At 64.6% G+C, this 21,113-nt stretch carries 22 protein-coding genes; 17 read left to right on the top strand and 5 right to left on the bottom strand.

What is annotated here, in order from left to right; translation table 11 throughout:
- Positions 1 to 139 precede the first annotated feature (139 nt).
- The 10 genes from NLR35_RS22285 (at position 140) to NLR35_RS22240 (ending at position 8,247) form a co-directional block, all read left to right on the top strand.
- The gene (locus tag NLR35_RS22285; RefSeq protein WP_257168671.1) at positions 140 to 865 is read left to right on the top strand and encodes a nitrogen fixation protein NifQ; all 726 of its coding nucleotides are present in this window, start codon (positions 140 to 142) and stop codon (positions 863 to 865) included.
- Between the two features lie 17 nt (positions 866 to 882).
- Positions 883 to 1,377: a Fur family transcriptional regulator Irr gene (gene irr / locus NLR35_RS22280; RefSeq protein ID WP_257168670.1), complete on the top strand. Its 495-nt coding sequence runs from the start codon at positions 883 to 885 to the stop codon at positions 1,375 to 1,377.
- A gap of 314 nt (positions 1,378 to 1,691) precedes the next feature.
- Positions 1,692 to 2,831 (top strand): homocitrate synthase, encoded by a 1,140-nt coding sequence (gene nifV / locus NLR35_RS22275; protein WP_257168669.1) that lies wholly within the window; start codon positions 1,692 to 1,694, stop codon positions 2,829 to 2,831.
- A 2-nt stretch (positions 2,832 to 2,833) separates the two neighbouring features.
- Complete coding sequence (cysE, locus tag NLR35_RS22270) at positions 2,834 to 3,625, top strand: serine O-acetyltransferase (RefSeq protein ID WP_257168668.1); 792 nt, start codon at positions 2,834 to 2,836, stop codon at positions 3,623 to 3,625.
- On the top strand, positions 3,622 to 3,960 hold the full coding sequence (gene nifW / locus NLR35_RS22265; protein ID WP_257168667.1) for a nitrogenase stabilizing/protective protein NifW: 339 nt from the start codon (positions 3,622 to 3,624) through the stop codon (positions 3,958 to 3,960). Before cysE ends, nifW begins: the two co-directional genes overlap by 4 nt.
- A gap of 255 nt (positions 3,961 to 4,215) precedes the next feature.
- Positions 4,216 to 5,061 carry an electron transfer flavoprotein subunit beta/FixA family protein gene (locus NLR35_RS22260; RefSeq protein WP_257168666.1) on the top strand — a complete coding sequence of 282 codons (846 nt, stop codon included), beginning with the start codon at positions 4,216 to 4,218 and terminating at the stop codon, positions 5,059 to 5,061.
- 54 nt (positions 5,062 to 5,115) lie between these two features.
- Complete coding sequence (locus NLR35_RS22255; protein ID WP_257168665.1) at positions 5,116 to 6,222, top strand: electron transfer flavoprotein subunit alpha/FixB family protein; 1,107 nt, start codon at positions 5,116 to 5,118, stop codon at positions 6,220 to 6,222.
- A gap of 22 nt (positions 6,223 to 6,244) precedes the next feature.
- A complete protein-coding gene (locus NLR35_RS22250) occupies positions 6,245 to 7,552 on the top strand; it encodes an FAD-dependent oxidoreductase (RefSeq protein WP_257168664.1) in 1,308 nt (435 codons plus the stop codon).
- Between the two features lie 42 nt (positions 7,553 to 7,594).
- Positions 7,595 to 7,891, top strand: a complete 297-nt coding sequence (locus NLR35_RS22245; RefSeq protein WP_006609708.1) for a ferredoxin family protein — start codon at positions 7,595 to 7,597, stop codon at positions 7,889 to 7,891.
- Positions 7,892 to 8,040: 149 nt separating this feature from the next.
- On the top strand, positions 8,041 to 8,247 hold the full coding sequence (locus NLR35_RS22240) for a TOBE domain-containing protein (protein ID WP_257168663.1): 207 nt from the start codon (positions 8,041 to 8,043) through the stop codon (positions 8,245 to 8,247).
- Between the two features lie 28 nt (positions 8,248 to 8,275).
- Here NLR35_RS22240 and NLR35_RS22235 read toward each other — a convergent pair whose 3' ends face one another.
- Positions 8,276 to 8,839: a DUF2478 domain-containing protein gene (locus tag NLR35_RS22235; protein ID WP_257168662.1), complete on the bottom strand. Its 564-nt coding sequence runs from the start codon at positions 8,837 to 8,839 to the stop codon at positions 8,276 to 8,278.
- 128 nt (positions 8,840 to 8,967) lie between these two features.
- Here NLR35_RS22235 and modD point away from each other — a divergent pair, with 128 nt between their 5' ends.
- Complete coding sequence (gene modD / locus NLR35_RS22230; protein ID WP_257168661.1) at positions 8,968 to 9,834, top strand: ModD protein; 867 nt, start codon at positions 8,968 to 8,970, stop codon at positions 9,832 to 9,834.
- A gap of 13 nt (positions 9,835 to 9,847) precedes the next feature.
- Here the strand turns inward: modD and NLR35_RS22225 are convergent, their stop codons facing one another.
- The 4 genes from NLR35_RS22225 to NLR35_RS22210 all read right to left on the bottom strand — a co-directional run bounded on the left by NLR35_RS22225 (position 9,848) and on the right by NLR35_RS22210 (position 14,834).
- Positions 9,848 to 12,205, bottom strand: a complete 2,358-nt coding sequence (locus tag NLR35_RS22225; protein WP_257168660.1) for an ABC transporter substrate-binding protein — start codon at positions 12,203 to 12,205, stop codon at positions 9,848 to 9,850.
- A 104-nt stretch (positions 12,206 to 12,309) separates the two neighbouring features.
- Positions 12,310 to 13,227 (bottom strand): sel1 repeat family protein, encoded by a 918-nt coding sequence (locus tag NLR35_RS22220; RefSeq protein ID WP_257168659.1) that lies wholly within the window; start codon positions 13,225 to 13,227, stop codon positions 12,310 to 12,312.
- A gap of 504 nt (positions 13,228 to 13,731) precedes the next feature.
- The gene (locus tag NLR35_RS22215; RefSeq protein WP_257168658.1) at positions 13,732 to 14,277 is read right to left on the bottom strand and encodes a carboxymuconolactone decarboxylase family protein; all 546 of its coding nucleotides are present in this window, start codon (positions 14,275 to 14,277) and stop codon (positions 13,732 to 13,734) included.
- Positions 14,278 to 14,279: 2 nt separating this feature from the next.
- Positions 14,280 to 14,834: a peroxiredoxin gene (locus tag NLR35_RS22210; protein ID WP_006609715.1), complete on the bottom strand. Its 555-nt coding sequence runs from the start codon at positions 14,832 to 14,834 to the stop codon at positions 14,280 to 14,282.
- A 587-nt stretch (positions 14,835 to 15,421) separates the two neighbouring features.
- On the opposite strand from NLR35_RS22210, the gene NLR35_RS22205 reads away from it, so the two are divergent.
- From NLR35_RS22205 to NLR35_RS22180, 6 genes are all read left to right on the top strand, one after another.
- Positions 15,422 to 16,468 carry an ABC transporter substrate-binding protein gene (locus NLR35_RS22205; protein WP_306577674.1) on the top strand — a complete coding sequence of 349 codons (1,047 nt, stop codon included), beginning with the start codon at positions 15,422 to 15,424 and terminating at the stop codon, positions 16,466 to 16,468.
- Between the two features lie 17 nt (positions 16,469 to 16,485).
- Positions 16,486 to 17,289 carry an ABC transporter ATP-binding protein gene (locus NLR35_RS22200; RefSeq protein ID WP_257168656.1) on the top strand — a complete coding sequence of 268 codons (804 nt, stop codon included), beginning with the start codon at positions 16,486 to 16,488 and terminating at the stop codon, positions 17,287 to 17,289.
- Positions 17,286 to 18,131 (top strand): ABC transporter permease, encoded by an 846-nt coding sequence (locus NLR35_RS22195; RefSeq protein WP_257168655.1) that lies wholly within the window; start codon positions 17,286 to 17,288, stop codon positions 18,129 to 18,131. The genes NLR35_RS22200 and NLR35_RS22195 overlap by 4 nt, the downstream gene beginning before the upstream one ends.
- Before the next feature lie 35 nt (positions 18,132 to 18,166).
- Positions 18,167 to 19,090 carry an acetamidase/formamidase family protein gene (locus NLR35_RS22190; protein WP_257168654.1) on the top strand — a complete coding sequence of 308 codons (924 nt, stop codon included), beginning with the start codon at positions 18,167 to 18,169 and terminating at the stop codon, positions 19,088 to 19,090.
- A gap of 30 nt (positions 19,091 to 19,120) precedes the next feature.
- Positions 19,121 to 19,876, top strand: a complete 756-nt coding sequence (locus tag NLR35_RS22185) for an SDR family NAD(P)-dependent oxidoreductase (protein ID WP_257168653.1) — start codon at positions 19,121 to 19,123, stop codon at positions 19,874 to 19,876.
- 122 nt (positions 19,877 to 19,998) lie between these two features.
- Positions 19,999 to 21,111 (top strand): mechanosensitive ion channel family protein, encoded by a 1,113-nt coding sequence (locus tag NLR35_RS22180; protein WP_257168652.1) that lies wholly within the window; start codon positions 19,999 to 20,001, stop codon positions 21,109 to 21,111.
- Positions 21,112 to 21,113 lie beyond the last annotated feature (2 nt).

The raw sequence follows: 21,113 nt of genomic DNA, 5'->3' as shown, positions 1-21,113 counted from the left end.
CGTGGACGAGAGCCAAGTCGGAAAGACTGCCGCCGATCTCGCCGCAACGGCTTAAGCAGTCTTGGTACCGGCCTTCCTCCCGTCGGAAGGCCGGTACCTCTTCTTCGAACTCTCATCGGCCTCGATAGGAGATCGCGCCATGACCATCGCAGTCGTCGACACGTCGCATGCCGCAGCGGTCCGTCCGCCAGCATCGCTCGAAGTCGAGGACGACAAGCGGCATCATGGCCGTGCCATCTATCGCCTGCTGACGGGTCACGATCCAGCCGATGCCGTGATCGATAGTGACACCAGCTTCGACAAGCACGTGATCGCATCGGTCCTGGCGGTCTCCGCGATGGAGCATGGCGCGCTCGCCGAGCGCGCGGGGCTTTCGACCGTCGAGCTGATTGCGCTGCTGGCGCAGCTGTTTCCGGCCGCTTCGATCGATTCGTCCTGGCTGCCGATCAACGGCGCAGCTCCAGCGCCCGATGACGACGAGATCGCGATGGTGCGCGATCTGCTCGCGGCGCAGCGCTCGACCGACGGCGACGTCAGCCGATGGCTCGCCGCGATGGTTGCCCGCCGCGCGATGGAGCCGAACCATCTCTGGGAAGATTTGGGGCTGCGCGAGCGCTCTGAACTATCACGGCTGCTGATGCGCCATTTTGCTCCGCTCGCCAGCCGCAACGTCAGAAACATGCGCTGGAAGCGCTTCTTCTACCGCATGCTGTGCGAGGACGACGGCTTCGTGATGTGCACGACGCCGGTCTGCACCCAGTGCAACGATTTCCAGCTCTGCTTCGGCGAGGAGAGCGGCGAGAGCCGGATGGCGGAGCGGCGCCGCGAGGTGGCGCTGCAGGAGGCGGCCAGCGCCGCAATGTGAGTTCGAGGACTGCGACGATGTTGATGGACCCCCAGCTTGGATCGCCCTGCAATTCCGAACATGGACGTTGTCCGGCAGCGGAGACCTGCGAGGCTGGCGAGATCCTGATGCGTCGCTGCGAGGACGCGCTGCGCCGGTCCGGGTTGCGCCCGACCCAGCAGCGGCAGCAGCTCAGCCGCATCCTGTTCGGCAATGGCGACCGCCACATCACGGCTGACGTGCTCTATGCCGAGGCCGTCGCGACCGGCATGAAGATCTCGCAGGCCACCATCTACAATACGCTCAATCAGTTCGTAGAGCTGGGCTTGCTGCGTCAGATCGGGGTCGACGGCTCCCGGTCGTTCTTCGACACCAACACGACCGTGCATCCGCACTTCTTTTATGAGGATGAAGGCGTGCTCCTCGACGTACCCGAGCATGTCGCGTTCGATCAACTGCCCGAGCCGCTGCCGGGCTACGCCATGGAGCGGATCGACGTCGTCATCCATCTTCGCCGCAGGCGCCACGCCTGAGCGCGCCGTCGTACGGAGTCGCGCGCCAGGCGTCTGAAGTCCCCCGCGTCCGATTCCGCCCCTGTTGGAAATCCGACAATCCGGACCGCAGGAAAACCGTTGGAAAATCAGTTGATTGTCGTCCTGCCAGGCGCTGGCATGGCCGTTGCTGAGTGACTGGCAGGCCGGAACGAGCGTCGTGCTCCAGCGGTCGACACAGGTTGCGACGGAGCAAGTGAATGCCTGACGTCCCCGGACAGCGCGGGCCCAAGACGAGCATCAGGAATGCCCGGGAGGCCGGCTCTGCCCTTGGGAGTACGGTCTCGGGGAGCCCGATGCCCCGGGTCATCCTGAACGACACCACGCTCCGCGACGGCGAGCAGGCCCCGGGTGTTGCCTTCGCCCTGGGGGAGAAGGTCGCGATCGCCCGGGCGCTGGCGCGGGCCGGTGTTCCGGAGATCGAGGCCGGGACGCCTGCAATGGGCGCCGACGAGATCGCCGCGATCCGCGCGATCGTCGAGGCTCGCCTGCCCGCCACCATCATCGGCTGGTGCCGGATGCGCGAGGCGGATGTCGATGCCGCGATCGCCGCCGGCGTATCGATGGTGAATGTCTCCATCCCGACATCGGACGTGCAGATCGCGGCCAAGCTCGGCGGGGGCCGCGGCGTCGCGCTGGAATTGCTCAAGCGCGTTGTCGGCTATGCCAGGGGTCGAGGATTGGACGTTGCCGTCGGCGGCGAGGACTCCTCTCGTGCGGATGTCGGCTTCCTGGCCGAAGTGATTGCGACCGCGAAGGCGCTGGGTGCGCGGCGCTTCCGCGTCGCCGATACGTTGAGCGTGCTCGATCCGGATGCGACGTCGGCGTTGGTCGGCGCTCTGCGCGCGACGACCGATCTGGAGATCGAATTCCACGGCCATGATGATCTCGGCCTTGCCACCGCCAACACGCTCGCGGCGGTCAAGGCCGGCGCGACGCATGCCTCCGTCACGGTCATCGGCCTCGGCGAGCGCGCCGGCAATGCGCCGCTGGAAGAGGTCGCCGTCGCGCTGCGGCAGCTCTACCGCCGCGAGACAGGCATCGTGCTCGCCGAGCTCGATCATGTCGCCAACGTCGTCGCGGCTGCCGCGGCGCGCGCCATTCCGCTCAACAAGGCGATCGTCGGCGAGCACGTCTTCACCCACGAGTCCGGCATTCACGTCGACGGTCTGCTGAAGGATCAGCGGACCTACCAGGCGCTCGATCCCATGCTGTTCGGCCGCTCGAACCGGATCGTGATCGGCAAGCATTCAGGTCTCTCCGCGATCACCTCGCTGCTGTCGGATCTGCGGCTGCCGGCAAGCGCCGACCAGGCGCAACGCATCCTGGCGCGCGTGCGCAAGCATGCGGTCGCGCATAAGGGGCCTGTGCCGAAGGAAGCCGTTGCCGCCATCTGGCGCGAAGTCTGTGATCACCCGCACGCGAGCTTTGCCTGATCATGAGCGACATCGCCGACACACCGATCGTCAAGCCCGTCGCCGCCGAGGCGAGCCCGCCCTCGCTGTTCCGCCTGATCCGCGAGGACATCGGCTGCGTCCGCTCGCGCGACCCGGCCGCGCGCAGCGAGATCGAGACCTTGCTGACCTACCCCGGCATTCACGCGCTGATCTGGTACCGCCTGGCGCATCGGCTGTGGATCCGCGGCTGGCGCTTTCCGGCGCGGCTGTTGTCATGGCTCGGACGTTTCCTGTCGAACGTCGACATTCATCCCGGCGCTCAGATCGGCCATCGCTTCTTCATCGATCACGGCGCCTGCGTCGTCATCGGCGAGACGGCCGAGGTCGGCGACGACGTGACGCTCTATCACGGCGTCACCCTGGGAGGGACGTCGTGGTCCCCAGGCAAACGGCATCCGACCTTGGAGAACGGCGTCGTCGTCGGGGCCGGCGCAAAGATCCTCGGGCCGATCACGATCGGGCCGCGCACCCGGGTCGGCGCCAACTCCGTCGTCATCCAGAGCACGCCGCCGGATGTCACGGTGGTCGGCATCCCCGCCAAGGTGGTGCGGCCGGAGTTCACCCATCGCCGTACCGTCGGGCGGATCGATCTCGATCATCACCTCATGCCTGATCCGGTCGGCGAGGCGCTGTCGGTGATGCTCGACCGCATCGAATTCCTCGAGGCGCAGCTCGCGCATGTCCGCCAGAAGGTGCGCCAGGGGCCGCCGCCGCCGGCGCCGGTCAACGGTTGCGAGGTTGACCCGACTTTGACCCAAGGAGCGAAACAATGACTGCGGCAACACCGAATGTCCTGGACGAGCTGAAGAAGACCTCCGCGGCCGAAGATTTCTTTAAGCTCTTGAACGTCGCGTATGATCCCAAGGTGCTCAATGTCTGCCGTCTGCACATTCTCAGGCGGATGGGCCAGTATCTTGTTAGTGAGGATTTCTCGGACGTTGCGAACGACGAGATCGCAACGCGCTGCAAATCGTTCCTGGAGCAGGCCTATCAGGACTTCCTGGTCTCGACCCCGCTCGACCAGCGTGTGTTCAAGGTGCTCAAGGAAGCCGTCGCGCCGCCGAAGCCTGCGCCCAAGCCGTTCGTGTCGCTGACGACGCTCAAGTAACAGACGAACTCATTAAATCCGCAAGCGCCGCCGGTCCTGCCGGCGGCGTTTCTGTTTGCGAGCGAGCTCGACGAGTTAAAGTCCTGTCGTATTCCCGACGCGTGTTGCTTGCGACGTGTCGGACCTCTGCAGGAGGTCTCAGCAGAATTTCAAGTGACCAGGTCAAGACGTTGAATCGACGACGATATTCATCGTGCTCGAAACTGGTACGACAATTGCTGTCCTCATCGCAGGCCCACACACCGGAGCGATCGCATGCATATCGTCGTCTGCATTAAGCAGGTCCCGGACTCCGCGCAGATCCGCGTTCATCCGGTCACCAACACCATCATGCGCCAGGGTGTGCCGACCATCATCAACCCCTACGACCTGTTCGCGCTCGAAGCTGCACTTCAGCTGCGTGACAAGTTCGGCGGCGAAGTGACGGTGCTGACGATGGGGCCGCCGTCCGCTGAGGACTCGCTGCGCCGTGCGCTCACTTACGGAGCGGACCGCGCCGTGCTGCTCACCGACCGCTTCTTCGCCGGCGCCGATACGCTGGCCACGACCTACGCGCTGGCGACCGCCATCCGCAAGATCAGCGAGACCTTTGGTGCGCCCGATATCGTGTTCACCGGCAAGCAGACGATCGACGGCGACACTGCGCAGGTCGGTCCCGGCATCGCCAAGCGGCTCGGACTGCTGCAACTCACCTATGTTGCGAAGATCAACGAGGTCGATCCAGCTGCGCGCACCATCGAAGCCGAGCGCCGCTCGGAAGGCGGCGTGCAGGTGCTCAAGACCAAGCTGCCGTGCCTGGTCACGATGCTTGAAGCGACCAACGAGATCCGCCGCGGCGCCATGGCCGACGCGCTGCGCGCGGCGCGCGCGCAGATCGTGACGTGGAGCGCCAAGGATGCCGGCGTTGAAGATATCTCCAAGTGCGGCCTGAAGGGCTCGCCGACCATCGTGAAGCGCGTGTTTGCGCCGTCGGCGCGGGCTGAGAAGGCGGTCTTCGTCGATTTCGCCAATCGCCCGCCGGCGGAGGCGCTGATCGAGGAGCTCTTCAAGCGCCAGCCGAAGCTGGAAGCCGAGCTGGTCTCGTCGGCGCACGGCTTCTGACTTCATCATCGGCTTCAGACCTCGGGCTTCTTTCGGATCAACGGGACGACGACCATGAGCGAACCCACCAAAGCACCGCCTGCCGCAGCTGGTCGCGCCGCGACCAAGAAGGAGCTGCCGGAGCATTTCAAGGCCTACAAGCACGTCTGGGTGTTCATCGAGCAGGAGCGCGGGCAGGTTCATCCCGTGTCCTGGGAACTGATGGGAGCGGGCCGCGAGCTCGCCGACAAGCTGAAGGTCGACCTCGCGGCCGTCGTGATCGGGCCACCCGGCGAGGCCGTCCAGCATGCCGCCGCCGAGTCGTTCTGCTACGGCGCCGATCTCGCTTATATCGTCGCCGATGAGGTCCTCACCGACTACCGTAACGAGGCTTACACCAAGGCGCTGACGGACACCGTCAACACCTTCAAGCCGGAGATCCTGCTGCTCGGCGCCACCACGCTCGGCCGCGATCTCGCCGGCTCGGTCGCAACCACGCTGCTGACGGGGCTCACCGCCGACTGCACCGCACTGGACGTCGATGCGGACGGTTCGCTGGCGGCGACGCGGCCGACCTTCGGCGGCTCGTTGCTGTGCACGATCTACACGCTGAACTACCGGCCGCAGATGGCGACCGTACGCCCGCGCGTGATGCCGATGCCGGAGCGCATCGAGAAGCCGGCGACCCGGATCATCGAGCACAAGCTCGGCATGGTCGAGGAGGACATCGTCACCAAGGTGCTGTCCTTCATTCCGGACCGCGACTCCGCCAAGTCCAATCTCGCTTATGCCGACATCGTCGTCGCCGGCGGTCTGGGCCTCGGTTCGCCCGAGAACTTCCAGCTCGTCAAGGGTCTCGCCGCCGTGCTCGGTGCCGAGTTCGGCTGCTCGCGCCCGCTCGTGCAGAAGGGTTGGGTGACCTCGGACCGCCAGATCGGGCAGACCGGCAAGACCATTCGTCCCAAGCTGTACATCGCCGCCGGCATCTCCGGCGCAATCCAGCATCGGGTCGGCGTCGAGGGCGCCGACCTGATCGTCGCCATCAACACCGACAAGAACGCGCCGATCTTCGACTTCGCGCATGTCGGCATCGTCACCGACGCGATCCGGCTGCTGCCGGCGCTGACCGAAGCATTCCGCGCGCGGCTTTCGCCGCATTCACGCGACCGTATCGCAAGCTAGGCACCAGAGAGGGAGCAGGGCAATGATCGAGGAACGTTTCGACGCGATCGTCGTGGGCGCCGGCATGGCCGGCAATGCGGCTGCGCTGACCATGGCCAAGCGCGGCATGAAGGTGCTGCAGCTCGAGCGCGGCGAGTATTCCGGCTCGAAGAACGTGCAGGGCGCGATCCTGTATGCCGACATGCTGGAGAAGCTGATCCCGGAGTTCCGCGAGGAGGCACCGCTGGAGCGGCATCTCGTCGAGCAGCGTTTCTGGATGCTCGACGACAAGTCGCATGTCGGCCTGCACTACAAGTCGGACGACTTCAACGAAGAGAAGCCGAACCGCTACACCATCATCCGCGCCCAGTTCGACAAATGGTTCTCGTCGAAGGTCAAGGAGGCCGGCGCCACGGTGCTGTGCGAGACTACCGTGACCGAGCTGGCGCAGGACGCCTACGGCAAGGTCATCGGCGTCAAGACCGACCGGCGCGACGGTGAGATCCACGCCGACGTCGTCGTGCTGGCCGAGGGCGTCAACGGCCTGCTCGGCACCCGCGCGGGCCTGCGCGATCGGCCGAAGCCGGAAAACGTGGCACTCGCTGTCAAGGAGATGCACTTCCTGCCGCGCGAGACGATCGAGGCCCGCTTCAACCTCAAGGGCGACGAGGGCGCGGTGATCGAGGCCGCCGGCACCATCTCCCGCGGCATGACCGGCATGGGCTTCATCTACTCCAACAAGGAGTGCATCTCGCTCGGCATCGGCTGTCTCGTCTCCGACTTCCAGAAGACCGGCGAGACGCCCTACGGCCTGCTCGAGCGCTTCAAGCAGCATCCGTCGGTGGCGCCGCTGATCGAGGGCTCCGAGGTCAAGGAATATTCGGCGCATCTGATTCCCGAGGGCGGCTACAACGCGATCCCAGAGCTCTGCGGCGACGGCTGGGTCGTGGTCGGCGACGCCGCCCAGCTCAACAACGCGATCCATCGCGAGGGTTCGAACCTTGCCATGACCTCCGGCCGCATCGCCGCCGAGGCGATCTTCCAGGTCAAGTCGCGCCGCGATCCCATGACCAAGGCGAATCTCGCGCTCTACAAGAAGATGCTCGAGGAGTCCTTCGTCATCAAGGATCTGAAGAAGTACAAGGACATGCCTGCGCTGCTGCATAACCAGTCGCAGAACTTCTTCCTGACCTATCCACAGCTCGTCTCCAAGGCGATGCAGAACTTCCTGCGCGTCGACGGCACGCCGAAGAAGGAGAAGGAGAGCAGCACGGTGCGCTCCTTCGTGAACGCAAGATCGTGGACGGGCCTGTTCGGCGATGCCTTCAGGTTTGCCCGCGCGTGGCGATAACTGGCGAATGAACCAAGCAGTCGAAGCAGAGGGAGATCGGACATGAGCACGGATGTCGCAGTCAGGGTCGAAGACAAGCTGTTCTACAATCGCTACCAGGTCGATCCGGGCCGGGCCCATATCAAGGTCCGTCCGCACACGACGCCAAGCCCGCAGCTCAAGGCGCTGCTCAAGGCCTGCCCGGCGCGCTGCTATGAGCTGAACGATTCGGGCCAGGTCGAGATCACCGTCGACGGCTGCATCGAATGCGGCACGTGCCGGGTGATCGGCGAGGCCAGCGGCGACATCGAGTGGAGCTATCCGCGCGGCGGCTACGGCGTGCTGTTCAAGTTCGGCTGAGATGGGTCGCGCGGGGGGATGTGCGTTCGCGCTCACATGCCCCTCGCACCTGAGCTATATCATGATTGATATAGGTCATTGAATTTTGGCTGTGGCTCTGCTTTCATTCTGCCGCAGCACTGGTGCTGCAGCAGAATGAGGAGCGGCCCGTGAAGCTGAGTGCACGTAACGTTTTGCCCGGGAAAGTCGTCTCGGTTGCCAAGGGCGCAACGACCGCCCACGTCAAGGTTGAGCTGGCTCCGGGACTGACCGTGTTCTCGGCGATCACCAACGAGGCGGTCGAGGAGCTCGGGCTCGCTGTCGGTGATCAGGTCTCGGCCGTCATCAAATCGTCCGACGTGATGATCGGGAAATAGCCTGACGGCGCTGGGTTGTTGCCTGCGATCAGCCGGCCGGCACGGGACGTGACTGCAAACCAAGCCACCATGCAGCCATGGCCGGTTGAGAGGGCGGCAGCAAAGTGCCGAGATCGCCGGTGAATGTCCGCCAATCCGCGATGCATTTCTGCGGGACCGCGGTCAGCACCGGAATCCCCGACGTGATCGCGTCGGCGAGTTCGTCGCGCAAGCCGCTTCCCAAGGCTTCCTGCTTGGAGAATTTGTTGATCACGATGAGCTCGGCATGGGCAGCGATGGCGCGATGAACGGCCATGCCGGCCTCGGCGAGGCCTGCAGCATCCAGCTTGCAGGCCGTCGATCCGCTGCCGAGATCCTGGCAGATCGAGATGGTGTCGCCATTGGTGAGGTCGATGACATCCATCCCGCTCTTGCGGCCGACCTCGTCGCGCGTATTGCGCTGAACGATGCCGCCGACGCGTACGCCGTGCTGCAGGAGCCCCTGGACGAACTCGTCCAGCAGGGCGTCGGCATCATCGCCGGGCCCATACAGGATGGCGGCGAGGCGGGGCGGATTGAGCTCGGCCGGCTCGGAGAGATCGTGCGGCGTCATGCGGGGGCCTCGGATGGTGCCGCCACCCCGCGCGGTTGTCCGGCCATGCCGGTCCGGCGATCGAGGGCGATCAGCGCGCGGCAGATATATCGAGAAATGGTCCTGTACACAAAGAGGAGATGTCGCGCGTGCCGACCACCGCTACCCAGCATGAGCTGGAAACGCTGCTCCGCGACGATGTTCCCTATGGCGACCTGACCACCGAGGCCCTCGGCATCGGCGGTGAGCCGGGGCAGATGCTGTTCGCCGCGCGCGACCGGATGGTGCTGGCGCTGGCTGAGGATGCCGCCGCTCTGATCGAGCTCGCCGGTGGCCGGGCCGAGCTGCTCGCGGCGAGCGGAGCCGCGTTGGAGAAGGGCGCGCCGATCCTGCGGGCGGAGGGCACCGCTGCCTGCCTCCTGCGGAGCTGGAAGGTGGCTCAGACGCTGATCGAGATCTGGTCCGGCGTAGCGAGCGAGGCCGCGGCAATCGTGCGCGCCGCGCGGGCGGTCAGGCCGGATATCACGGTGGCCTGCACGCGTAAGAACGTTCCGGGCGTGAAGCAGTTTGCGGTGAGCGCCGTCAAGGCCGGCGGCGCCGTCATGCATCGGCTGGGCCTCTCCGAGACGATTCTCGTCTTCCCCGAGCATCGCGCTTTTCTCGGAGCGACGCCGCTCGCTGACGTCGCCGCACGGTTGCGTCGGTCCGCTCCGGAGAAGCGGCTCGTCATCGAGGTCACGGGCCTCGAGCAGGCTGTCGCGGCCGCCGCCGCCGGCTTCGACGTGATCCAGGCCGAGAAGTTCACCCCGGACGACATCGCGGCGCTGGTCGCGCGCATCAAGGCGACGGCGACGTTGCAGGTCAGGCCGGTCATTGCCGCAGCCGGCGGAGTGAATGCGCAGAACGCCGCGGCCTATGCCGCCGCGGGCGCCGATGTGCTGGTCACCTCGGCGCCTTATCTTGCGCGCCCGTGCGACGTGCAGGTGCAGATCGTCCGGACGCAAGCGCCGCACTGAAACGGCGCGGCTGCTACTGTGGCGGCTGGTGTGCCGCCGGATGTTTCTGGCGATTGGCGCGCCACGCCATGAACTCGCGGAACAGCTTGGGATCTGTCGTGGTGCCGGCCTGCAGATCGTCGGCCTGCGCGTTGGCGCCCAGAACCTGGGCGGCCGGCATGTTGCGGTCGAGCCAGTCCTGCGCCGTCTTGAACCTCGTCCAGCCCGCGATCGGAGCGAGCGGTGCCACCTCCAGCCATTTCGGGTGATAGGGCGGCCGTTGCAGGGCCGGCAGATTGTTGAACAGCGCCTCGACCAGCAGCGACAGGCGGCGGTGACGATCGCTGCCGGGCTGCCAGTTGAAGGACGCCAGCACGGCCTCGGCCGCAATCGTATTCACCGGTGCTGAGCCGCTGATGAGGTTGGGATAGTCCTCGGCCGACAGTTTCGCCGGCAGGTAGTCGTCATGCAGGGCCTTGTCGTAGTCGACCGGCACGAGATGCAGGTTCCGGTCATTGACCTGACTCAGCCATTGCAGCGGCTTGCCCTCGACGGCGATGATCGCATCGATGTCGCCCCGCTGCAGCATGTCGAGCGCGAGCCGCGGCTCGATGTAGAGCAGATGTGGCCTGATCCCCAGGCGCTCGAACACGTTGATCGAGGTGACGAAGGTGCCGCCGTCGGGCAGGTCGACGGCGATAGTCTTGCCGTCGAGCTCGCTCAGGCTCGTGATGGATTTCGGCGCCAGCACGTGCATTTCCTCATTGAACAGCTTGGCGACATAGGCCAGCTGCTCGCGCACATTGTTGGCGAAATCCTTGCGCTCGAGAAAGGCCAGCGTGTCCTTGCGGATGATGCCGGCATCGACGCCGCGCAGCAGCAGGATATCGGCGACCGATTGAACCGAGCCGCGACCCATCACGGGAAGAATGCGCAGCTCGGTGCCCTTGTCGAGCACGGACGCAAGGTCCGCGCCCATGTTCGCATAGGTGCTGCCGACCGAGCCGGTCATCAGCGTGACGGTATTGGCATTGAGCTGGTTTGCCAGATCGCGCTTCGCGGCGCCGTAACGGAAGATGGTCTTGAAAGATTCACTGACGCTGCCGGGATCGATACCGCTGCGGACCGGACCGAAGCGCTGCCACTTGCCGCCGGTGAATTGCATCATCTGCATCTGCTCCAGCGGCGCGTAGTCGTGGGCGCTGGTGTTGACGGTGATGCCCGGCGTCAGCATCGGCAACCGGACGCCCTTCAAGGACGCCGCCTGCTTCATGATGTTCTCGCGCGACAGGTCGTCGCCGCAGTTCTTCAAGACCGCCACCATCGCATGGGCCGCGAGGTAGCCGAACGTCGCAAGGCCGTTGGTCCGCGGGATGTCCGGCAGATAGCGGTCCATGAAGGCGGACCATTCGCGGTAGGAGGGATCACCGGCGGCTGCGGCCTCTTCGCCCTCGTAGTAATAGCCCGCGGACAGGATGCCCTCGGCGTTCTGCAGGCCCGCCGGCTGCATCACGGCGGAGACCGATTCCGAGACCGTCGAGATGATGTGGTCCGGCCGCCAGCCGATCTCGGCGGCGCGGCGGATCGCCATCGCGGCGAATTTTGGTGTGGTTACATCGAAGAAGATGTCAGCGCCTGATGCCTTCAGCGTGGCGATCTGCTGATTGACGTTGGCGTCGGTGACCTTGTAGGTGGCCTCCGCCACGATCGGAAGCTTGCCGCCGAGGCCGTCCTTCAGTCCCTTGACGTAATCCTTGCCGAAATCATCGTCCTGAGAGAGGATCGCGATCTTGCCACGACTATGCGTCTCCAGCAGGTACTGGGCATAGACGTGCGCCTCGGCCTGATAGCTCGGCTGGAAGCCCATGGTCCATGGGAAATCGTGCGGCTGGTCCCACTGCGAGGAGCCGGAGGCCACGAACAATTGCGGGACTTTGTTGGCATTGAGATAGGGGCGGACCGCCAGATTGGGAGCCGTGCCCAGGCCCGCGAACATCAGGAGCACCTTGTCCTCTTCGACGAGCTTGCGGGTCATCTCCACCGTCCGCTGCGGCGCATAGCCGTCGTCGTAGGACAGGAAGTTGATGCGGCGGCCGTTGATCCCGCCCTCCGCATTGACCTTGTTGAAATAGGCGGCGATCGCCTTGCCGATGACGCCATAGGCGAGGGCAGGGCCGCTATACGGCATCGTGTTGCCGATGCGGATCTCGCTGTCGGCCGCCGCGCTCGGGCGTGACTGGACCAGCAGGCCTGGGATGACGATCGCAACGGTCAGACATGCGAGCTTGCCGATGTGGCGCTGCGGGCGATTGTGATGGTCACGCTGCCCGACCCACCGGTCTCGTGCAGCTGCAGAGCAAGCGCGAATGGCGGCTTCGATGCGCTGAAGCATGGTCCCTCCCCGTCGATGTTGTCTTCGATTGAGCGCAGGCGACTGCGGCCGCTCTTCTGCCGAGAGCGGTCCGATCGCGTTCGCGCGCTTCTCAGTCCGAGACGTCAGCGTGCCGCGGAGATGCGGCGGCTGGCTTCCGGTGATCCTTGCTCCGCAGCCTTCAGATACCAGGTGCGGGCCTTGGCCGCGTCAGGCACGGCCCCGAGGAGGCGCGATTTCGTCAGCTCGGCCGGATCATAGGTGCGTGCGAGCAGGAGAGAGGCGTCGGCGATTCCTGCGTCCGACAGCCGGGTGAGGATCAGGCGCGCGCTGGCGACGTCGCCCGCAGCGAGCAGATCGCGGCCGCGCTTCATCAGCGCGTCGACCTCGTCGCGGGGCAGAGGAACGGTCGGACGGGATGGGGCGGGAGGCAGCGCCGGTGGCAGGCTCGAGACCGCGGGAGCCACGGCGGCCGGAGGTGGCGATTGCGGAGCTGACGGCCAGGCCCGTGTTACGACGTCGGTTGCGCTGGGCGCCGCCAGCGCGGCGACGGTTTGCGGCGGATCGTCCTGCGCGACCTTGGCCTCGGCCGGGTCGATCTGGGCGAGGCTCTCGAGCACGGTGGACGGCATGATCGGGCTCTTGCCGACCGATGTCGATGCGCCGTTGTCGAAGGAGATCGCGTTCGCGACGATCATGGCGACCGAAGCCGCGACGCCGATGGCCGCGCCGATCTTGATCAGGCCGCCAAGACGGGACGCCTTGTCCGTATCCTCCGGCGGCAGCGGCATCACGACGGGATCGAGCTTCGCGCTCCACGCCCGACGCTGTTCCTCGTCGTCCAGATCGATCGCCGGCGTCCGCGCCGGCAGGAAGCTGCTCCGCGCAATCAGGTGATGCGGCAGACGGGGGCCTTCCTCCGGCACGTCCTGGGCGACAGCGCCGTTGTCCGGCTGGTGCCGGCGCGGCGCATATTTGCGAAGCTCCTCGCTCGCCCATGGCGGCGCCGGCTTCGCCGGATCGTTCTCAACTGGAGCACTCATCACTAGCCTCCTGTCTCCGACGATCGGATCGTGGGAGAGAGATTCAGGGCGTCAGGCACGCGTGGTCCTGCCGAGGATCGCATGCTGCGAGTTCGGAGGGAATGCACCAACGCTTCCGTCGAGACTGACAGGTCCGGTTTCCTTCCGACACAGGCGCCACGGTTTTCGCCCGCCCTGGTCACATTCGATGTTGCTTAGCCCTTAAGCTGATCAATGTTCTTGGCGGGAAGCGTGAGTTGGTAAGGCTATTTGATGGAAATTTCCCGGCTGGTCGTCTTGATGAATGCTCGTAAAGCGCGAGCAGAGCCGGAAGCTTTGATGCCCTCCGGACGATCGGTTGGAGTATCTGGATGCCGCGACTGTCCCGACTTTGCCGCGAACTCAGAGGCTTAGTTCCCCGCTCGGTTGCAGGCGCGGATACAGGTTTTGCAATCTTTGCGGGAGATTGTGAAAAAGAAAATGCGGCCGGACAGGGCCGGCCGCATTCACATATCGGGTCGATTTCTACTCGGCCGCCAGGGCGACGGTCACACCAGCGGCCTCGATGGCAACGGCAACCGACTGGATGATGGCGGCAAAGCGGACGGCAGTCTGGATCGAGGCGGTGGGCACACCCGCATCCTGCAGAACCTTCTCATGCGCGTCGATGCAGGTACCGCAGCCGTTGATGGCGGAGACCGCGAGCGACCACAGCTCGAAATCAGCCTTGTCGACGCCGGGATTGGCGATGACGTTCATTCGCAGCCGCGCCGGCATCGTCGCGTACTCCTTGTTCGAGGCAAGGTGCACGAAGCGGTAGTAGACGTTGTTCATCGCCATGATCGCGGCGGCGGACTTTGCCGCTGTCAGCGCAGCCGGCGACAGATGCGCGGCGGCGACCGATTCGAGAGCCGCCGTCACCGCCGGATTGCGAGTCGCAATCGCGCAGGCGACGAACAGGCCATACTTGGCCTGCGCCGACAGCGTGTCGTCCGACGCCATGGACGACAAATTGAGCCTGACGTCCTTGGCGAAGTCCGGGATCTGGTCCTTCAGCTGCTCGATCGACATGATCAAGCGACCTTCAGGGTCTCGCCGCCGACCTCGCGGTTGCACGGGCAGAGCTCGTCGGTCTGCAGCGCGTCGAGCACGCGCAGCGTGTCCTTCGGCGCGCGGCCGACGTTGAGGTTGGTCGCATAGACGTGCTGGATCGTATTGTCCGGGTCGACAATGAACGTGTAGCGATAGGCGACGCCGTCGGGCGAGCGGACGCCGAGGCCGTCGACGAGCGAGCCCTTGGTGTCGGCGAACTGCCAGATCGGCAGCTTGTGCAGATCCTTGTGGTCGCGGCGCCAGGCCAGCTTGCAGAACTCGTTATCGGTGGAGCCGCCGAGCACGACCGCATCGCGATCGGCAAAGTCGCTCGACAGGCGCGCGAACTCGGCGATCTCGGTCGGGCAGACGAAGGTGAAGTCCTTCGGATAGAAGAAGATGATCTTCCACTTCCCGGGGAAGCTGGTCTCGGTCAGGGTCTCGAAGGCGCTCTCGCCCTTCTCCTCCTGCAGATGAAAACCGGGCTTCACACCGACGATTTCGAACGAAGGCAGCTTACTTCCAATTCCGAGCATGTCGCACTCCAAGAAATTTCTGCGCTGCAATAGCGAGGCGCATTGTGCATTGCAAGCGATATGCCATTAGCCATCAACATCAATGTGTTGTCGGAAACGCAACACTCGTTTTGCTGATGCTGCGATTGCGAATGACAACAATGTTCGAGACCCGACCAGGCGCAGGTGAGGCCCACGCCGTTGGGTACGGTTCGTGACAACAGCATGAATGTGGGCGGCGCATGCGGAGGATGCATATTCGTGCCAACGCAAAACGAGGTTGACGCCGACCCCGTCGCGCCTCTTGTGTGAGTTCCCTGGGGCGCGCGGGCCACCGATCCGGACGTGCAATTTCTTTGTGCGGCCTGAATGGCAAAATTGACATTATTGCCCGTGCTGCGATGCACGTTTGACCAAGGCGGCTGGAGAAGCGGCAGCAAGGTGACAAGCGCTCGGCAGCGCGCAGCGTCACGCAGTGATGGCGGTCTCTGCCGTCCTCGTTGTTGTCAGCTTTTCAGCAGATCGCGTCTGTTATTTCGCCTTGCTGGATAGGCGCCTCACCATAGTCTCCCCCACGAACTTTCAACGCCTGGGAGGAGTTCTGCACCATGAGCGAACGTGTCTCGGCATTATCTGCGAGCGCAAATCCATCGATTGATCGCCGTCGTTTCCTGATGACGTCAGCTGCCGTGGCGGCGGGCCTCAGCGCACCGGCGCTGCTTGGAACGGGCAGGGCCGCAGCAGCCGGCCTGAAGACGGTCCGCTTCAGCGAGGCCGTGCACAATCTCGGCTACATCAATCTCTACGTCGGCATGCATGCCGGCATCTTCAAGAAAAACGGCTTGGACATGCAGGTGAGCGCCGCCGGCGGCGACACCCAGACCTTCGCCGCGGTGCTCGGCGGCTCCGCCGATTTCGCGATCGGCGATGCGACCATGGCGCAGATCTCGCGCGAGAACGGCGGCCCTGGCGTCGTCGTCGGCACAGTCGTGCAGCGCGCGCACTATTTCGGCGTCTCCAAGACGCTCGAGCCGATCACCGATCCAAAGGGGTTCAAGGGCCTCAAGATCGTGACCTCGCCGGAGCCCAACACCAACTATAGCGTCGCCAAGCGGCTGTTGGAGAAGGCGGGCATGAAGGTCGGCGTCGATGCGACCATCGTTCCGGTCAATCCCGGCACCGAGATCGCCGCGATGCTGGCGGGGCAGGCCGACATCGCCATCGCCTATCAGCCGAGCGTCGCCGCTGCCGAGGCGCAGGGTGCCAAGGTGGTTTTCGACTTCTCCAACTACATCGGCCCGTTCTGCAACACCGGCATCATGGTGCTGCCCACGACGATCCAGAAGGATCCGGAGATGGTGCAGGCGCTGGTGACCTCGTTCGAGGAGGCCTCGCGCAAGACCTACGCCGATCCGGCCTTCTCGAAGGAGGTGGCGCGCAAGGAATTCCCGGACCTGCCCGGCGAGGTCGTCGACAAGGCGATCGATGCCGAGCTGAAATATCTGATCCCGGCGCAATCGGTGATGACCAAGACCGATCAGTGGGCGAACCTGATGGAGATGCAGGTCTATCTCGGCAACGCCAAGGGCTCGGTGCCGTTCGACCAGATCATCGACAACTCGTTCGCAGAGAAGGCGATCGCCAGTCTCAAATGACTGAGGTGAGCGTTACGATGCAAGTGGGGCCGGGCGCTGTGGCAGCGCCCGCGCCCCCGCTCGTCGTCGAGCACGTGGCCAAGAGCTACGAGCTCGACGGTGGCCGCATCATGCCGGTCATCGGCGATCTCAGCCTGACGCTGAGAGAAGGGGAGATCATCAGCATCGTCGGTCCGTCCGGCTGCGGAAAGACGACGCTGCTGAACACGTTGTGCGGACTGCTCGCGCCCGATGCGGGCCGCATCCGCTGGCATGGCCGGGAGGTCGCAGGCCAGCCGCAGAATGTCGGATACATGCTGCAGAAGGATCTGTTGCTGCCGTGGCGCACCGCGCTCGGCAACACCATGCTCGGTCTCGAGATCCGCGGCGTGCCGGCGGCGCAGGCCGAGGACCGCTGCCGCGCGATGCTCGACCAACTTGGACTGCACGGTTTCGCCGATCAATACCCGTCGACCTTGTCCGGCGGCATGCGCCAGCGCGTGGCGCTTGCGCGCACGCTGGTCAATGAGCCCGACGTGCTCTTGCTCGACGAGCCGTTTGCCGCACTGGATTTCCAGAGCAAGCTTCTGATCGAGAACGACACCGTGAAATTGGTGCGGGAGGGACGGCGCTCGCTGCTGCTGATCACCCACGATATCGAGGAGGCGGTGTCGCTCGCCGACCGCGTGATCGTGCTGTCGAAGCGCCCGACCAGGGTCAAGACGGTCTACGACATCGCGCTCGGCGGCGATCGCCGTGATATGATGGCAGCGCGACAGACGGCCGGTTTCAGCGACTATGTCCGCCAGATCTGGGCCGATCTCGACGTGGTGCTGCAATGACGGCCGATATCGACAATGCGCCGGTGCCCGCGCCGGCTTCCAAGGCAATGATTGCGCCGGGACGCCGCTGGCTGCGCCTGCGCAGCATGCTTGCGGTGCTTGCTACGCAGCTCGTCGTCCTCGCGGCTTTTCTGGCGTTCTGGGAGTACGCAACGGGCCAGAACAAGGCAGCCGCCTTCATGTTCGGCTCGCCCTCGGCGATCTTCAAATTCCTGTCGCAAATGGCTGCTGACGGCAGCCTGTTGCGCGACACTTACGTCACGGGCCTGGAGACGCTGCTTGGCTTCTTCGTCGGCAACTGCATCGGCACGCTGGTCGGGCTGTCGCTGTGGTATTCGCGCTTCGTCTCGCGCGTGGTCGAGCCGTTCGTGATCGCGCTCGGCTCGATCCCGATCATCGCGCTAGCGCCGATCATCATCATCTGGTTCGGCACCGGGCTGATCTCGAAGGTTGCGATGTCAACCTTGTCAGTCGTGATTGTGGCGCTGGTGACCTCCTACAAAGGGGCGACCGGCGTCGATCCCGACCAGATCAATCTGTTGCGCACGCTCGGCGCCTCGAAATTCCAGATCTTCCGCAAGCTGGTGGTGCCGGCCTCGCTCACCGACATCTTCGCCGGGCTGAAGCTCACAGTGGGCTTCGCCCTGATCGGGGCGATCGTCGGCGAGTTCATGTCGTCGTCCGAGGGGCTGGGGCACGCGATCTTCAAGGCGGGGTCACTTTACATCATCCCGAAGGTCTTCGCTGCCCTCGTCGCCACCATCGCGTTGGCGCTCGCCCTCACCTTCGCCGTCGGCAAGATCGAGCAGCTCTTGATGCCGTGGCGGCGCCAGCTGCGATGAAAAAAATCAATCCGAATGAACAGCAGGGAGTGATCATGTCAAAGCGCGTCAGTAAGGCCGGCAATATCAAATACGCGCTCTCCGGCGACGACGCGTTCATCGCGTCGGTCGAGCCTGGCGAGATCTTCGTCGTCGAATGCGCCATCAACGTCAATGACGGCACGATCCGCACGCTCGGCCAGCAGCTGGTCGAGAGCGATGTGACGCTGCCATACGTCAATGGTGCGACGGGGCCGATCGAGGTGCGCGGCGCCAAGCCGGGCGACATGCTGCGGCTCGACATCCTCGACATGGAGCTCGACCGCCTCGGCTTCACTGCGCTGTGGCCGGGCATCGGCATGTTTCCCGATTGGGTGCGGCGCAAGGAGTTCGGCATCCAGACCCGCGTCGTCGCCGTCGAGAATGGCCACGTGCTGTGGAACGAGCATGTGAAGCTGCCGGTGCGGCCGATGATCGGCGTTGCCGGCGTGGCGCCGGTGCATGGTGCGGTGCTGACCGTCGACAATGGCCCGCATGGCGGCAATCTCGATGTTCAGGAAATCACGTCCGGCAATTCGGTGTTCTTTCGCGTCAACAAGGACGGCGCGCATCTCTTCCTGGGCGACTGTCACGCCATCCAGGGCGACGGCGAGGCGAATGGCATGGGCGCGATCGAAATCGCCGCGAACCTCACGGTCAAGGTCTCGCTCGACAAGGCGCCAGCACGGTTGAACCATCCGCGGATCGAGACGCCGACGCATATCTGCACGCTCGGCTGTGCGCGGCCGCTCGAGGATGCGATGCGGACGGCATTCGAGGAGATGATCAACTGGCTGGAGGATGACTGGAAGATTCCAGCGCCCGAAGCCTACATGCTGCTCGGCCAGGTCGCCGAGGCGCGCTGCACCCAGGTGGTCAATCCGAAATACACTTACATCTGCAAGGTCAACAAGACCTTGCTCGCCGGCTATCACGGCTGAGGCCGTCCACTCGAAACGAAGGAGAACGTCATGGATCTGGGATTGGCCGGGAAGAGCGTGCTGATCACGGGGGGAAGCAAGGGTATCGGGCTTGCGACTGCCGAATTGTTTGCTGCCGAAGGCGCCAACGTGGCGATCTGCGCCCGTGATGGGGAGGCTGTGAGCAAGGTCGTGGCGAAGCTGGCAGCCAAGGGCGTGAAGGCGTGGGGGCAGAGCATCGACGTTGCCGATCCCGTCGCGCTGAAGGGCTGGGTCGACGGTGCCGCGAAGGAGCTCGGAGGCGTCGACTGCGTGGTCTGCAATGTCAGTGCACTTGCCGTCGGCGATACCGCTGAAACCTGGGATAAATCCTTCCGCGTCGACATGATGCACACGGTCAACGCGATCGCGGCGGCAACTCCTTATCTGGAGCAGTCCAAATCCGCATCGATCAGCATCATCTCCAGCGTATCCGGCTTCGAGGTCGACTTCGCCGCCGGATCCTACGGCGCCATCAAGGGCGCGTTGATTCATTATGCAAAGGGCCTCGCGCACCAGCTCGTCAGCAAGGGAATCCGCGTCAACGCTGTGTCGCCAGGAAACACCTATTTCGAAGGCGGCATCTGGCAGAACATCGAGAACGGATCGCCTGATCTGTTCAAGATGGCGATGGGCCTCAACCCGACGGGACGAATGGGAACCGCCGAAGAGGTTGCCTATGGCGTGGTGATGCTGGCGAGCCCGCGGGCCAGCCGTATCTCGGGAACCAACCTCATCATCGACGGAGCCTTGACGAAGGCGGTCTAGATTCGTCCGCACGCAAGCCTCGAAGCCATGCAGCGAGAGAATGCTGCACTGCGGCTGCCGTCCGACTCTCTCGCGGTCTCAGGAGTTGAGAGCCCTTGAGGCCGCAAGGGAGAGAACAAGGCATGCAGGCACTCGTGCAGCAGCTGTCGGCACTGGTCCCCGATTGGATGATCGGACCGGCTTTGATCATCGGCGCCATCCTTGGCGCGCTGCTCGTCTATAAGGTGCTGCGGGCCCTGGTGAAGCGCGCGATCGGACCACGGAAGTCGATCCTGCTGCCGATTCTGCAGCGGACCGCAGGGCCTGCGCGGCTGGCACTCTGTTTGATCGCTGTCGCCATGGTGCTGCCGCTGGCGCCGCTGAACGAGGGGTGGCGGCGCGCGTTGGCCCATCTCTTCGTGGTGGCGACCATCGCGCTGATCGGCTGGATCACCATCCGCGTCGTCGACATGGTGTCGGCGCGCTACCTGCAGCGCTTCCGCGACGACATCACGGAGAATTTCCTCGCCCGCAAGCACGTCACGCAGGTTCGCGTCTTCAAGCGCGTGATCGATACTCTGATCATCATCGTCGCTGTCTCCACAGCGCTGATGACGTTCGATTCCGTCAGGCAATACGGCGTCAGCCTGTTCGCATCGGCCGGTGCCGCCGGCCTGATCGTCGGTCTCGCAGCAAGGCCGCTGCTCAGCAACCTGATCGCCGGCGTGCAGATCGCCGTCACCCAGCCGATCCGGATCGAGGATGCCGTCATCATCGAGAACGAATGGGGCTGGGTCGAGGACATCGCCTCGACCTATGTCGTGATCCGGCTGTGGGACTGGCGCCGCATGGTGGTGCCGCTGTCGTATTTCATCGAGCGCCCGTTTCAGAACTGGACCCGCGATGCGGCCTCGCTGATCGGCTCGGTGGTGCTTCACGTCGACTATGCCGCCGACGTGCCGCGCATCCGCAAGCGGCTTGAGGAGGTGGCTAAGGAATCCAAGATCTGGGATGGCGCTGTGGTCAATCTGCAGGTCGTCGACACTAATGCGCGCACCATGGAGCTGCGGGCGCTGGTGAGCGCGCGCAATGCGCCGCAGGCCTGGGATCTTCGCTGCGAGGTCCGCGAAAAGCTGATCGCCTTTCTGCAGCGGGACATGCGGGAGGCGCTGCCGCGCGACCGCGCTGACATCTCGCCGCCATTGTCCATGTTCAATCCGCAGTCGCCGCCGCATTTCGCGGCCGCGCCGAACTGACC

The sequence above is a fragment of the Bradyrhizobium sp. SRS-191 genome (assembly GCF_024586915.1).
Lineage (GTDB): Bacteria > Pseudomonadota > Alphaproteobacteria > Rhizobiales > Xanthobacteraceae > Bradyrhizobium.
Note: the sequence above shows the minus strand (reverse complement) of the source record. Positions and strands in the feature narration are given on the sequence as shown.

What these genes read in the sequence shown, in the direction of transcription:
- NLR35_RS22285 (WP_257168671.1), top strand. Translation starts at nt 140, where the DNA reads ATGACCATCGCAGTCGTCGACACGTCGCATGCCGCAGCGGTCCGTCCG.
- NLR35_RS22235 (WP_257168662.1), bottom strand. Translation starts at nt 8,839, where the DNA reads ATGACGCCGCACGATCTCTCCGAGCCGGCCGAGCTCAATCCGCCCCGC.
- irr (WP_257168670.1), top strand. Translation starts at nt 883, where the DNA reads ATGTTGATGGACCCCCAGCTTGGATCGCCCTGCAATTCCGAACATGGA.
- NLR35_RS22190 (WP_257168654.1), top strand. Translation starts at nt 18,167, where the DNA reads ATGTCAAAGCGCGTCAGTAAGGCCGGCAATATCAAATACGCGCTCTCC.
- NLR35_RS22220 (WP_257168659.1), bottom strand. Translation starts at nt 13,227, where the DNA reads ATGAGTGCTCCAGTTGAGAACGATCCGGCGAAGCCGGCGCCGCCATGG.
- NLR35_RS22215 (WP_257168658.1), bottom strand. Translation starts at nt 14,277, where the DNA reads ATGTCGATCGAGCAGCTGAAGGACCAGATCCCGGACTTCGCCAAGGAC.
- NLR35_RS22180 (WP_257168652.1), top strand. Translation starts at nt 19,999, where the DNA reads ATGCAGGCACTCGTGCAGCAGCTGTCGGCACTGGTCCCCGATTGGATG.
- NLR35_RS22245 (WP_006609708.1), top strand. Translation starts at nt 7,595, where the DNA reads ATGAGCACGGATGTCGCAGTCAGGGTCGAAGACAAGCTGTTCTACAAT.
- nifW (WP_257168667.1), top strand. Translation starts at nt 3,622, where the DNA reads ATGACTGCGGCAACACCGAATGTCCTGGACGAGCTGAAGAAGACCTCC.
- NLR35_RS22185 (WP_257168653.1), top strand. Translation starts at nt 19,121, where the DNA reads ATGGATCTGGGATTGGCCGGGAAGAGCGTGCTGATCACGGGGGGAAGC.
- NLR35_RS22260 (WP_257168666.1), top strand. Translation starts at nt 4,216, where the DNA reads ATGCATATCGTCGTCTGCATTAAGCAGGTCCCGGACTCCGCGCAGATC.
- NLR35_RS22200 (WP_257168656.1), top strand. Translation starts at nt 16,486, where the DNA reads ATGCAAGTGGGGCCGGGCGCTGTGGCAGCGCCCGCGCCCCCGCTCGTC.
- nifV (WP_257168669.1), top strand. Translation starts at nt 1,692, where the DNA reads ATGCCCCGGGTCATCCTGAACGACACCACGCTCCGCGACGGCGAGCAG.
- NLR35_RS22255 (WP_257168665.1), top strand. Translation starts at nt 5,116, where the DNA reads ATGAGCGAACCCACCAAAGCACCGCCTGCCGCAGCTGGTCGCGCCGCG.
- NLR35_RS22210 (WP_006609715.1), bottom strand. Translation starts at nt 14,834, where the DNA reads ATGCTCGGAATTGGAAGTAAGCTGCCTTCGTTCGAAATCGTCGGTGTG.
- NLR35_RS22205 (WP_306577674.1), top strand. Translation starts at nt 15,422, where the DNA reads ATGAGCGAACGTGTCTCGGCATTATCTGCGAGCGCAAATCCATCGATT.
- NLR35_RS22195 (WP_257168655.1), top strand. Translation starts at nt 17,286, where the DNA reads ATGACGGCCGATATCGACAATGCGCCGGTGCCCGCGCCGGCTTCCAAG.
- NLR35_RS22250 (WP_257168664.1), top strand. Translation starts at nt 6,245, where the DNA reads ATGATCGAGGAACGTTTCGACGCGATCGTCGTGGGCGCCGGCATGGCC.
- cysE (WP_257168668.1), top strand. Translation starts at nt 2,834, where the DNA reads ATGAGCGACATCGCCGACACACCGATCGTCAAGCCCGTCGCCGCCGAG.
- NLR35_RS22225 (WP_257168660.1), bottom strand. Translation starts at nt 12,205, where the DNA reads ATGCTTCAGCGCATCGAAGCCGCCATTCGCGCTTGCTCTGCAGCTGCA.